Raw genomic sequence first — 12,921 nt, 5'->3', positions numbered from 1 at the left:
CGATCAGGGGGCCGTAATGCTCGATTACCGGCATGTCACCACATTTCAGCGCGGCTGGGGTTACTGGCAGACTGCGCTTGCCGATCTGGAACTTGTGACCGTGAACGGACGGCATCTGCTGGCCGCCGCGTCGGAATTGATTGGCGGTGGTCTGTCGATCTATTCCGTTCCCGGGCCGAATCGCCCGTTGGAACAGATGTCCGGATGGGGGTTTCAATCGGATTTCACCTATCAGCGTTCGCCCGAACTCGCCGTTCTCCGCCTTGGCGCACAGACCTATCTGCATCAATCCCACCTCGGCGGGGCCGAACATCTTGGAATGGGCGTTCGGGAAAACGGCAGCATGACCGGCTTTCGCACGATCTTTCCGCAGGAAGTGATCGGTGACAGGCTGGCTTCACTGGGGCAAATTCCCACATCGGGCGACAATCTCATCTACGCATCGCATCAGGACAGTCTTTCGCTGACCATTTTTCACACCGACAAGGGAAAGGGTCTCGTACGCCTGCACGAATATTCGTTCTCTTCTCCACATTTTCCGGCACAAAGCATTCTGGATCGGGTCATCGACACAACGGTGGGCGAAAGTCGCTTTCTGGTCGCGGTTTCCGGGCTGGGGGAATTCGTATCGACCCATCAGATCACGGAATCCGGTGAAATTCTGGATACGAACCTGCATTACAGCCGCCTGGGAACGGGCTACGCGGTGCCGGCCGATCTTCGTGCAGTCGAACTGGCCGGAAGAACCTATATCATTATTGCCTCGCCAGGCAGTTCCAGCCTCACGGTATTCCGGCTGCCCGAGACCGGCGTGCTTGTTCCCACGGATCATGTCATCGATGAGGGATTTACCAATTTTCAATCGATCTCGGCATTCGATGCCGTATCATTTCAGGGCCGATCTTTCATTTTCGCGGGTGGGACCGATGGCGGAATTACCGTTTTCACACTGCAGCCCGACGGCAAGCTTTTACATTTGCGCAGCATCGCCGACAGTTTCGAGATGGTCTTGTCGGACCTGGCCGATATCGAAACCGCGGTCATTGGCGGCAGAATCGCATTATTTGCCAGTTCTTCATCCGAAACCGGGATCACGCAGCTTTCCTTTGATCCCGGAACCATCGGAATAACCGGAGCACGGCAGGGAACACTGGTTACGGGCAGTTCCCATAACGATATGCTGCTGAGCGTGTCCGCGAACCGGGTGATCCGGGGTGGGGAAGGTGACGATATCCTCATCGCCAGACATGCAGGCATCCGCCTGTCGGGAGGCCCCGGCGAAGATATATTCATCCCCCGCAACATCAACGGCCGCATCGTGATCAGCGATTTCGAATTTGGCCGGGATCAGCTTGATCTCAGCCAATTGGGCATGGTGCGCAGTCTTTATCAGATCCGGTTCCATGAGTTTGATGGCGGTATCAGCTTACGATTTCACGACGCGCGCATCGATATACTTACCCATAATGGCCGCAGGCTGACTGAATCCAATTTCACGAATGATCTGTTTCCGATCACCCATTACACTCCGCCGGTATTGGAACTGGACGAACCCATACCCAGCCTTCCCCCCTCGGACACGGGCGAGCATATCTTCGGCACCTCGGATTCGGATGTTCTGTCTGGCGGAACGGGTCCTGATATCTTCGGCTCGGGCCGGGGCGACGATACCGTGTCCGCCGGTGGCGGCAACGATACCATCCTCGGGCATAGCGGCGCGGATAAACTAAGCGGCGAGGCCGGAAACGATCTGATTTTCGGCAACATTGGCAACGATGTTCTGGGAGGTGGCGAAGGACAGGATCGTATCTATGGCGGATATGGACGGGACAAACTGTTTGGCGGCAGTGGTGCCGATCTGCTGCGCGGCGAACACATGGACGATATTCTTTACGGGCTCTATGGCCAGGATACCCTCAATGGCGGAAGCGGTGACGACCGCGCATTTGGCGGTCCCGGCCCCGATTTGGCCTTTGGCGGCACCGGCCGGGATCATCTTGAGGGGGGCGAAGGCGACGATACGCTTAACGGCGGAGAAATGAGAGATACAATCATGGGTGGACCGGGGCATGATGTCGTTTCCGGCGGCACGGGTCCGGACCGCCTGCTTGGCGGCAGCGGCCGGGACTCGTTGGCCGGCGGAGAGGGGAACGATCGTCTTATTGGGCTTCTGGGCGTGGACCTTCTCCGGGGTGGCGATGGCAACGATTCACTCTTTGGTGGCACCCAGGGGGACAGACTTGAGGGAGGTGACGGCCAAGATGTGCTGTTCGGCGGTCAGGGTCCGGACCACCTGAGCGGGGGCATAGGCCACGATATGCTGTCTGGCGGCAGCCATGACGACCTGCTGTTCGGTGGTGGTGGGAATAACGTTCTTGAAGGCGGCGAGGGTAACGATTCGCTTTTCGGTGGCGTGATGAATGATACGCTTTCCGGAGGGCTCGGCAGAGATATTCTTGATGGCGACAAAGGCCGCGATCATCTTTATGGACACGGGGGAAACGATCGGCTCAACGGTCGTTTAGGACAGGATATCCTAGCTGGCGGCTATGGCGAGGACATCCTGATCGGGGGGTGGGGAACAGACAGCCTGACCGGTGGCGCCGGCAGCGATGTCTTTCAGTTCTCATCCGCAACCAGCAGCCCTTTCCGGACGCCTGATACCATTGAGGATTTTCTGCCGGGGCAGGACTTATTGGATATGTCCGCCCTGAATCTGACCTTTATCGGGCGCCGTACCTTTCGCAGCGACGATCAGGTGAGATGGGCATATCATGCGCGCGAAACCCATGTCACCGCAGATGTGGATGGTGACGGAAGGGCCGATCTGCGGATCATCCTGAACGGACGTATTGCGCTGACGGCAGATGACTTCCTGCTATGAGTTTGAAGCCACCCCTATTGCCTCGCCTTGCGGGACAGGATCCCTCTTCGGCGAAGTTCCGCATCCGGCCCGAACCCTACCGCAACGGAAAGCCCGCCGCATTCCGCGCCGTTCTTGGCCCAGCCCTTACATTGCAGTAATGTGCGTCAGCTTAACGTCTCGATTGTCAATTGTCTCGCAACCGGAAAATCTGACCATGAAAATCTCGCTAGGAGCAGTGTTGGCGATCGGCCTGGCAGGTCTTCAGCTTGTTGCCGTGCTTGCCGTCGTGTTCACGTCCTATGTCACGTCCGAACGGGCAATGCTGAATCATGCGAGGCTGATCCTTGGCGATGTCGGCACCAACGCCACCGAACATTCCAGGGGTTTCCTGCACCCGGCCCGCAGCGCCGCTGAATTTGCGGCCGGCCTGTCCGAAATGCGGATCCTCGGCAGCGACAACCTCCAATTGCTCGAACGCTTCCTGTTTCAGCAGCTCAAGGTCACACCACAATTCTCGGCCCTTTATTTCGGGCTCGAGGATGGCTGCTTCGTCTTTGTCATGCGCGATTCCGGCCCGGCTCCCTATCGAACCAAGATCATCAAGGTTAAGGACGGAAAACGCCATAGCGAACATTTCTGGCGAAACGCCGATTTCTCACTGGTCACAAGCAAGGTCGACCCGACCGACACCTTCGATCCCAGAGACCGCAACTGGTATCAGCGGGCGGAAATGGCTTTGACCACGGTCTGGACCGATCCATATATCTTCTTCACCGCGCGACAGCCCGGTATCACCCTGGCCGCGCCGGTCAGGAGCCCTGACAAGGGCATTCGCGGCGTCGTCGGTGTCGATATTGAAATCAGCAGCATATCCGAATTTCTGGCGCAATTGAGGATCGGAGAGTCCGGTAAAGCCCTGATCATCAATCACAATGGCGACGTCATCGCCCACCCCAACAGCGAGCTTCTGAAAACCCAGGACCGGGATGGCACGATACGGTTTCCCAATATCCGCGAATTCGACGACGAAATCGCGCGGGAAGCGTTCTCGTGGCTGGGAAGCGGCATCAAAGCGGCTCAGGGCCGCGAGCGTTTTTCCAAATTCGAGTATGGCGGCGAAACCTATATTTCGACATTCACGCAGATCATCGATGAGGATCTGCCCTGGACCGTTGCCGTCTATGCGCCTGAACTGGATTTTATCGGCGGACTGACGGATAACCGGACAACCAGCATCTGGATCGCCGTCATGGTCGCGATCCTGACCGGTGTGGCGGGACTGGCGCTTGCGAATTATATCCATCGGCCCGTGCGCGCATTCGCGATCCGCTCGGCACTGATCGCACAGGGAGAGATCGACCCGACCGAGCCGGCTCCGAAAACCTATAAGGAGCTGGCAAATGCCAATGAAACGCTGATGCAGCAGATCGTGGCACGCAAGAAAACCGAAGCCGAATATGGCCAGACATTTGATCTGTCATCACGAGCAATGGCCCAGACCGCACCGAAAACCGGCGATCTGCTCAAGGTGAATGCGAAATTCTGTGAACTTACCGGCTATCATCTGCGGGAGGTGAAAGCGATGCGCTATGCAGACCTGATCCATCCGGATGACCGCTCGCATATCAGCCCGGATTTCTTCTCGACCAGTGACGGTTCGGCGACGCGGCACGATGCCCGCTTCATTCGCAAGGATGGACAAACTATCGATGTCGCGGTCAATGCCATTCTGATCCGCGATCATAACGGCGATCCGCTGCATGCGGTGATCACATTGGAGGATATCACGGAAAGCAAGGCGCGTGAAAAGCAGATCGCGCGCCTGAATCGCGATCTTATTCATCTGTCGCGAGGGCATACTTTGGGACAAATGGCTGCGGGTCTGGCCCATGAACTGAACCAGCCATTGGCAGCCATCGCTCAGAACATGGACTCGGCGCTGCTGATCCTGGAATCGATGAAGGAAACACCTGTCGAGTTGCGGGAAATCCTGACGGAAGTCGAACAGCAATCCATTCGCGCAGGCGACATCATTCGGGCCTTGCGCGGTTTCATCATGAAGGATGCCTCAAACTTTACGAAATTCGATATCGCCGAACTGATCGAACAATCCAGACGTCTCGTCCAGCCCGAGGCGACCGAGGCAGGCGTAAGCATTCGGGTCCAAACCAACGGACTTCCTCCGGTCAGCGCCAATCGCATTCAGATTGCGCAGGTCATCGTGAATCTGCTGAGAAACGCGGTCGAGGCCATTGGCGAAAACAACCTTGCCAATCGAAGTGTAACGGTCACGACACGCCAGCAGGACGGGACACTGACGGTCACCGTCGAGGATGACGGACCGGGGATCGATCCGGGCATCGAACTCTTCTCGGAATTCGAGACCACCAAACCGAACGGGATGGGTCTTGGCCTGTCAATTTGCCGTACGATGATCGAGGCGAATGGCGGCAAATTGTGGCAGGACGCAACTTATATGGACGGCGCGCGTTTCTGTTTTACATTGCCTGTCCCGCAGGAGGGGGCCGGCGATTTAACGAATGAATCCGATAGGCTGGCACCAGACACCTGAACCATGTAATCGACAATATTGTAAATAGTGCCTCGCAGACCGGGTCATTGCTGCAGGATAGGGAAGAGATGACAGTTGATGCATCCCAGTTGATATATATCGTCGACGATGACGCCGACATCAGATCTTCACTGTTAAGAGCGATGCGGATCCGTGGCTATGAGGCCGAAGGTTTTGCCACCGCTGCCGAATTTCTTGAAAGCTACGACCGGGATCGGATCGCCTGCCTGATATTGGATCAGGGAATGCCCGACATGACCGGGCTGGAACTTCAGAAGCACCTGACCGCGAACGGTTATTCGACGCCGATCATTTTCATCACCGGACATGGCGGCATCCCTGAATCCGTACAGGCGATGAAAGGCGGCGCCGTCGATTTTCTTGAAAAACCATTCCGCCAGTCGGAATTGATGGATTGTATACACAGCGCTCTTTCGCTTGCCCAAAGCATGCATGCCGACAATCGAAAAAACCGCGTCCTGCAAGAGCGTTTTTCACGATTAACCCCGCGCGAACGCGAAATCGTCGAGCATATGATCTCACACCCCTCCGAGGTTTCAAGCAAAGAGATCGGGCGGCACCTGAATATCAGTCCGCGAACCGTGGACAATCACCGCGCGCGGATACTTGAGAAGCTGGATGTCTGCTCGGTCGTTGAACTGATGGCGCTAACCAGATAGCATTTGCCGAAAGACCGCCGAGGTCAGGAGTTTTTTTACACCAAACCCCGGCGATGTTTTAAAATTACTCTCTTTAATGCGCCTGATATCGTGTGATCACCCACTGCTCACACGATCAGGGTTATCAATGGACTCGTTACAAAGTTACTCTTTAAACCATCGCCCGACAGATAACATTAGGCACTCGATACTTACGCTTGGGCAACTGTACGGGTTATACAAAGGTATGAATCGGACGTATATTCGCAAAACTACTTAGGTAATTTTACCTATGCATCGCCAGGCAAATGGACGACCACGCGGTTTCCGTTACAGCAATCATGCTGCCACATAGATCAGGGGCCCCCGTAAGGCTTGTAAATCGCCATTCCAGACGCCATGCATTCCGGAAAACCTGAATACGGAGACCACCCATGTCCGAAGCCACGATCCTGTCCATTGGCGAAGCTATGGTCGAATTGTCGAAAATAGATTCCCAGGGGCATTGGAAAGTCGGCATTGCGGGCGATACGCTGAACACGGCATGGTATCTGCGCCGCCTTCTGCCATCCGATTGGCATGTCAGCTATTTCACCCGGGTCGGCACAGGCGAGTTCTCGCAGATGATGGTTGATTTCCTGAACAGCGAGAGTATCGGTACCGAGCATGTCGGCCGCGACGATCACCGCGAAATCGGGCTTTATGCGATCTCGCTGCAGGACGGTGAACGCAGTTTCAGCTATTGGCGCGAAAATTCCGCAGCAAGATTGCTGGCCAAGGATAGTGCGGCGCTTACGAATGCAGTCTCGCGCGCAGAAATCGCCTATCTGTCGGGAATCACGGTCGCAATTCTGCCCGATGAGGGGCGGGCCGCACTCATTCAGGCCGTGCGCGAGGCACGGGCCAAAGGCACCCGGATCATTTTCGATCCGAATCTGCGCCCTCGTCTCTGGCCCGATACCCGCGTCATGTGTGACCGGATTGAGGCCGTCGCCGCCGAAGCGAACCTGATCCTGCCCAGTTTCGACGATGAAAGCGAATATTTCGGGGATACCGATCCCGATGCGACCATCGCGCGTTATCTGAAGCTGGGAGCCGGGCAAGTCATCGTGAAAGCAGGAGGAGGCGCGATCCATTTCGGCGGCAATCAGGGCGCAGGGGTGATCGATGATCTGAAGCGCATGAATCCGGTGGATACCACCTCGGCGGGCGACAGTTTCAATGCCGGCTTTTTGGCCGCCCAGATACAACAGGCGGATATCGAAACTGCGATTCGCGCCGGGCACCAGCTTAGCAGCAGGGTCATCATGCATCACGGCGCATTGGTTCCCGAAGCCGTCGAGGCACCGCAATGATAATCGACAGCAACTCTGCGGATGCGGTTTCACTGGCTGTCGCGACGCTGAAACGGCACGAACTGGTGGCTCTGCCGACCGAAACGGTCTATGGGCTTGCGGGCCTGTCAACCTCGTCCGAAGCTATCGCGCGAATCTATGCGGCGAAGGGCAGGCCATCCAGCAATCCGTTGATCTCCCATGTCGCGGATCTGGCCATGGCCCAAGAATATGCGGATTTCGACCCCGTGTCGCGGAAACTGGCCGAAATCTTCTGGCCCGGCCCCCTGACGCTGATCCTGCCCTTGCGGCAAGGCGGCATCGACCGCAGTTCTACCGCGGGACAGGAACTGGCTGCGTTGCGCGCGCCTGCGGGCTTTGCACATAAGGTGATTGCTGAATTGGGGCTGCCGGTTGCCGCACCAAGCGCGAATACATCGGGACGTATCAGCCCCACGACCGCCCGGCATGTCGTCGAGGATCTGGGGGATCGGGTTTCGCTGATCGTGGATGGAGGCCCTACCAGATTGGGCGTCGAATCGACCGTGCTACGGGCGGGCGAAGCCGGGTTGGCGATCTTGCGTCAAGGGGCGCTGACCGCAGAAGACATTGCGGCGGCAACGGATATGCTCGTGATCGAGGCCGACAGCGATGATGTCAGGCTGTCGCCGGGCACATTGAGTTCTCATTACGCGCCAAGGGCCGCGCTTCGATTGAATGCCAGAAAGGTTGAACCGGACGAGGTACTGCTTGCCTTCGGTCCGGAGCCGATCACAGGCATGGGGGCTGCGGCGGCGGTCTTCAACCTCAGCCATACCGGCGATCTGGCGGAGGCCGCGAGGAACCTGTTTGACCTGATGCACCGCGCGGACGAGACCGGCGCGGACCGCATCGCCGTCGCACCGATTCCGCAGCAAGGTGTAGGGCTGGCCATAAGTGACCGTTTGCGCCGTGCCGCTGCTCCGCGCGGGTAAACGCATCCCGACACAAACGTCACCGGCTTGTTGCGCAGCCGCATATTTCTTCTTGCAGCCGATGGCGGTGCCGCAAGGTTACAGCATGGCCATCGGCGAAGCCCGTCAATCCTGCGGGATCAGTCGTCGCCCAGAACCTCGTCGCAGCGCGCGCAGACACCCGGATTCCGATGACTGCCGACATCGGGCAGGATTTTCCAGCAACGCTGACATTTACTGCCCTCGGCCAGTTCAAAGACCGCGCCAATGCCCGAAATTTCAGTCATGCGGAATGCCTCGTTCGGGATCGGGTCAGCGGTCAGAGAAAGGTCCGATACGATGCAGATATCGGCGAAATTCACTGATTTCAGCGCTGTCAGCATCTCGGCATCCTCGACATGGACGATCGGAGCGGCTTCAAGGCTGGCTCCGATCGTCTTGTCGCTTCGCCGGATCTCAAGCGCAGCCGTCACGACCCGGCGCGCGCGGCGCACCTGTTCCCATTTCAGTGCAAGTGGCTCGTTCAGCCAATCCGCCGGAGTGTCGGGGAAGTCGTGCAAATGAACGGAATCATCCTCGGACGGGAAGCGCGACAACCAGACATCCTCGGTCGTGAACGGCAGGATCGGGGCAAGCCATGTCACCAAGCGATGAAACAGGATATCCAGAACCGTTCTTGCAGCGCGGCGGCGATTGCTGCCGGGCGCGTCGCAATACAGCGCATCCTTGCGAATGTCGAAATAGAAGGATGACAGATCGACCGTGCAAAATTGGAACAGCTTCTGAAATACGCCCTGGAAATCATAGGCATCATAGCCGCCGCGCACCGCATGATCAAGCTGCGCAAGCCGGTGCAGAACCCATTGCTCCAGCTCGGGCATGTCCGCCAGGGGCAATTTTTCATCCTCATCGAACCCGGCCAGATTGCCCAGCATGAAGCGCAGGGTATTGCGCAAGCGGCGATAACTGTCCGCCGTTCCCTTCAGGATCTCGGGGCCGATGCGACTGTCGGCGGTGTAATCCACCTGCGCCACCCATAGCCGCAGAATATCCGCGCCATATTGTTTCACGACCTCGGCCGGGACGATGGTATTTCCCAGCGATTTGGACATTTTCATGCCCTTGGCGTCCAGCGTGAAACCATGCGTCAGCACGCCGCGATAGGGCGCGCGGCCCCTCGTCGCACAGGCTTGCAGAAGCGAGGACTGGAACCAGCCGCGATGCTGGTCGGTGCCTTCCAGATACAGATCGGCGATGCCGTCGGGGCTGCCATCCTCGCGGTCGCGGATCACGAAAGCATGGGTAGAACCCGAATCGAACCACACATCCAGCACATCCATGACCTGATCGTAATCAGCCGGGTCGGCGATATCGTCCAGCATACGCGCCTTGAAACCGTTCTGATACCAGACATCCGCGCCTTCGGCCTCGAAAGCTTCGACGATACGATCATTGACCGCTTGATTCCTAAGCAGGAAATCATCGTCAGTCGGCATGGCGCCCTTCCTGATAAAACAGGTCAATGCCACGCCCCATGCCCGCTGACGCGACAGCACCCAATCAGGCCGGTTTTCGACCATCGCATGGATCCGGTTGCGCCCGGATTGCGGGGTCCATTTCACAAGCTGGTCGATCGACGCCAATGCCCGCGCGCGGATGGTATCGCCATATTCGCCCATGCCGTCATCCAGCGCCTTGTCGATGGAGGCGAACCATTGCGCCGTATTGCGATAGATCAGCGGCGCTTTCGAGCGCCAGCTATGCGGATAGCTGTGCTTGATCTTGCCGCGTGCCAACAATTTTCCGGAAGCGATCAAAGCCTCTATCACCGCGCGGTTGGCATTGCCCTCCTTGCCGTTCGGCCTAAGGATCTGCTTGCCGCCGAACAGCGGCAGATCCTCGCGGTAACTGCCATCCTCCAGCACGTTATAGGTGATGACCTCGGCCAGCATCCCGGCATCGCGATACATCTCGAATTCTTCCATGCCGTGGCTGGGGGCACAGTGAACGAAACCCGTCCCCTCCTCATCGGTCACGAAGGGCGCGGCACGGAAATCGCGCGGGGCATCCCATTCGCCCTCTCCACCCTCGACCCCTGCAAGCGGGTGGGCAAGCCGCAACCCTGCAAGGGTTTCGGCATTCACGTCACCAATACGCCGATACATGTCGGGTTCCAGGCGCGCCTTGGCCAGCACCCCTTCGGCCAGCTTGTCGGCCAGCAGGTAACGGTCACCGATCCTGGCCCAGCATTCCTCGGGACGGCCGGTCACCTCGTAAAGGCCATAGGAATAATCGGCCCCGTAAACCACGCCCTTGTTGGACGGAATCGTCCAGGGCGTCGTCGTCCAGATCACAACATCGCAGGCGCCCAGCCCGGCTTCTTCCCCGTTCAGAACCGGAAAGCGAACCCAGATCGTATCGCTTTCCTTGTCATGATATTCGACCTCGGCCTCGGCCAGCGCGGTCTTTTCGACCGGCGACCACATGACCGGCTTGCTGCCCTGATAAAGCGAGCCGTTCATCAGCAGCTTCATGAATTCCGCCGCGATCACCGCCTCGGCATGAAAATTCATGGTCAGATAGGGCTCCTCCCACTTTCCGGTCACGCCCAGCCGCTTGAATTCCTGCCGCTGGATGTCGATCCACTCGTCCGCGAAACGGCGGCACTGGCGGCGGAACTCGACGACATCCACGGCATCCTTGTCCTGCCCCTTGGCGCGGTATTGCTCTTCGATCTTCCACTCGATCGGCAAGCCGTGACAGTCCCAGCCCGGCACATAGCGCGAATCGCGCCCCATCATCTGCTGACTGCGGGTGATGAAATCCTTCAGAACCTTGTTCAGCGCGTGCCCGATATGCAGGTTGCCATTCGCATAGGGAGGGCCGTCATGCAGAATGAACGGCTTGCGATCCCCTGCCCGCTCGCGCAGCCGGTCATAGATTCCGATGCGTTCCCAGCGGGCCAGCCAGTCGGGCTCTCGCGCGGGCAGACCGGCGCGCATCGGAAAGTCGGTCTGGGGCAGGAAAACGGTATCGCGGTAATCGGGTGTCTCGGCGCTCATCTGGCGTTCCTTACTTCGGGCATTCGGGGGGCTTGTCAGGCATCATCGGACCCGGCGGCGCGAAAAATCACACCACCGGGCAAGTAATTCGAGGGCCGAACACCAGAAAATCCATGCCGCCTTCTATAGAAAGGCGGCGAACGGGCTGCAAGTATCCAACCTGCCCAATGATCAAACTTCCGGCATTCGATAACGGATCGGGCAAACACGGCAGCCGGTTCCGCGGATCACAGCGCAATGTGAACAATCCGATTCAATGCGATCTTTAACTGACCCGCCGGCTGCGTTAGTTTCCGGGCAGTGATTTCTAATCAAACGGTCTTATCGTTATAAAGGATTTTCAAATGGCCAAGTCAGACAGTCCGAAAGCTGTTCAGAAAAAAACCAGAGCAACAGGAAAATCCAGTTCGCCAAGGAAATCCACGGCCTCCCGCAAGACAACGCCCGCAGCGCCGAAGCCCAGGATCAGCAAGACCCCGGCAAAGCCCGCGAATCTGCTGATCGTCGCCCAGAACGGGCGGCTGCAATACGAAGCGCTGATCTTCGCGGCCAGCCTGCGGAACAGTTCTCCGGGCTACAAGGGAACCTTTATCGTGGCCGAGCCTTTGCCGGAAGGCGCGTGGAAGGATCACGATACTGCGATTCAGCCCGAGATTCGCGAGGCCCTTATCTGGCTGGGCGCGGAAATCCAGCCCTTCACCGCGCAGCATTTCGGGGCGTCCTATCCCTATGGCAACAAGATCGAGGCGTTGCAGGTCCTGCCCGCCGGGGAACCATTCATTTTCTTCGACACCGACACGCTTGTGACCGGCCCGCTTGACGGTATGACATTCGATTTCGACCGCCCTTCCGCCTCGATGCGGCGCGAGGGGACATGGCCGATCCCGCCCCTTTACGGCCCCGGCTACAATGAGATCTGGAAATCGCTCTATGATCGCTTTGGCCTTGATTTCGCCAGCACGCTGGATCTGCGCCAACCGGACGAACATTGGGAGCGTTACCTTTATTTCAATGCCGGCTGGTTCTTTGGCCCGGATCCCGATGAATTCGGGCGGCGTTTCCTGAACTGGGCAATGGCCATCCGCGACGACCCACAGGATGAGCTTGCCTGTCAAAGCCTGGATCCCTGGCTGGATCAGATCGTATTGCCTTTGGTCATTCATTCCTTCGGAGGCGGACGGCCGGATGCCGGGATCGCCGGGCTGGATGGAGATGTCACCTGCCATTACCGCAATCTGCCACTACTTTACGCCCGCGAATCCGACAAGGTGGTCGAAACGCTGGAAAAGGTTGTCGCGCCGAACAAGATCAAGAAACACGTCAAGAACTGGGACGCCGCCCGCAAACTGATCTTTCAGGGCAAGGGACGCGACAAGATCCGCGGCAAATTCAACCGGGCCGATCTTCCGCCGAAGGAAAAGGCGATTCGCGACAAGCTCAAACGGTTGGGATGGTGGGACATCTGAACCGGGCCA

Annotated in this window: 7 protein-coding genes; 6 read left to right on the top strand and 1 reads right to left on the bottom strand. The window is 58.0% G+C overall.

The window, feature by feature from the left end; genetic code table 11:
- Window positions 1–16: 16 nt before the first annotated feature.
- The 5 genes from Q0601_RS04470 (at window position 17) to Q0601_RS04450 (ending at window position 8,405) form a co-directional block, all read left to right on the top strand.
- A complete protein-coding gene (locus Q0601_RS04470; RefSeq protein ID WP_305287568.1) occupies window positions 17–2,884 on the top strand; it encodes a calcium-binding protein in 2,868 nt (955 codons plus the stop codon).
- A 196-nt stretch (window positions 2,885–3,080) separates the two neighbouring features.
- Window positions 3,081–5,438: a cache domain-containing protein gene (locus tag Q0601_RS04465; RefSeq protein WP_305287566.1), complete on the top strand. Its 2,358-nt coding sequence runs from the start codon at window positions 3,081–3,083 to the stop codon at window positions 5,436–5,438.
- A 68-nt stretch (window positions 5,439–5,506) separates the two neighbouring features.
- Complete coding sequence (locus Q0601_RS04460) at window positions 5,507–6,118, top strand: response regulator transcription factor (protein ID WP_305287564.1); 612 nt, start codon at window positions 5,507–5,509, stop codon at window positions 6,116–6,118.
- A gap of 413 nt (window positions 6,119–6,531) precedes the next feature.
- Window positions 6,532–7,452 (top strand): sugar kinase, encoded by a 921-nt coding sequence (locus tag Q0601_RS04455; protein WP_305287562.1) that lies wholly within the window; start codon window positions 6,532–6,534, stop codon window positions 7,450–7,452.
- Window positions 7,449–8,405, top strand: coding sequence for an L-threonylcarbamoyladenylate synthase (locus tag Q0601_RS04450; RefSeq protein ID WP_305287560.1), 957 nt, complete (start codon window positions 7,449–7,451; stop codon window positions 8,403–8,405). The genes Q0601_RS04455 and Q0601_RS04450 overlap by 4 nt, the downstream gene beginning before the upstream one ends.
- 119 nt (window positions 8,406–8,524) lie before the next feature.
- On the opposite strand, the gene ileS is transcribed toward Q0601_RS04450, so the two are convergent.
- Window positions 8,525–11,446 carry an isoleucine--tRNA ligase gene (gene ileS / locus Q0601_RS04445; protein ID WP_305287557.1) on the bottom strand — a complete coding sequence of 974 codons (2,922 nt, stop codon included), beginning with the start codon at window positions 11,444–11,446 and terminating at the stop codon, window positions 8,525–8,527.
- A 344-nt stretch (window positions 11,447–11,790) separates the two neighbouring features.
- On the opposite strand from ileS, the gene Q0601_RS04440 reads away from it, so the two are divergent.
- The gene (locus Q0601_RS04440; RefSeq protein WP_305287555.1) at window positions 11,791–12,912 is read left to right on the top strand and encodes a hypothetical protein; all 1,122 of its coding nucleotides are present in this window, start codon (window positions 11,791–11,793) and stop codon (window positions 12,910–12,912) included.
- Window positions 12,913–12,921: the final 9 nt, after the last annotated feature.

It is taken from the genome of Paracoccus wurundjeri, from assembly GCF_030678915.1.
GTDB lineage: Bacteria > Pseudomonadota > Alphaproteobacteria > Rhodobacterales > Rhodobacteraceae > Paracoccus > Paracoccus onubensis_A.
The sequence above is the reverse complement of the archived record's forward strand: the minus strand, read 5'-3'. Positions and strand labels throughout refer to the sequence as shown.

Excerpts from the sequence above, each read along its gene's own strand:
- Q0601_RS04460 (WP_305287564.1), top strand. The coding sequence starts at position 5,507 with ATGACAGTTGATGCATCCCAGTTGATATATATCGTCGACGATGACGCC.
- Q0601_RS04470 (WP_305287568.1), top strand. The coding sequence starts at position 17 with ATGCTCGATTACCGGCATGTCACCACATTTCAGCGCGGCTGGGGTTAC.
- Q0601_RS04450 (WP_305287560.1), top strand. The coding sequence starts at position 7,449 with ATGATAATCGACAGCAACTCTGCGGATGCGGTTTCACTGGCTGTCGCG.
- Q0601_RS04455 (WP_305287562.1), top strand. The coding sequence starts at position 6,532 with ATGTCCGAAGCCACGATCCTGTCCATTGGCGAAGCTATGGTCGAATTG.
- Q0601_RS04465 (WP_305287566.1), top strand. The coding sequence starts at position 3,081 with ATGAAAATCTCGCTAGGAGCAGTGTTGGCGATCGGCCTGGCAGGTCTT.
- ileS (WP_305287557.1), bottom strand. The coding sequence starts at position 11,446 with ATGAGCGCCGAGACACCCGATTACCGCGATACCGTTTTCCTGCCCCAG.
- Q0601_RS04440 (WP_305287555.1), top strand. The coding sequence starts at position 11,791 with ATGGCCAAGTCAGACAGTCCGAAAGCTGTTCAGAAAAAAACCAGAGCA.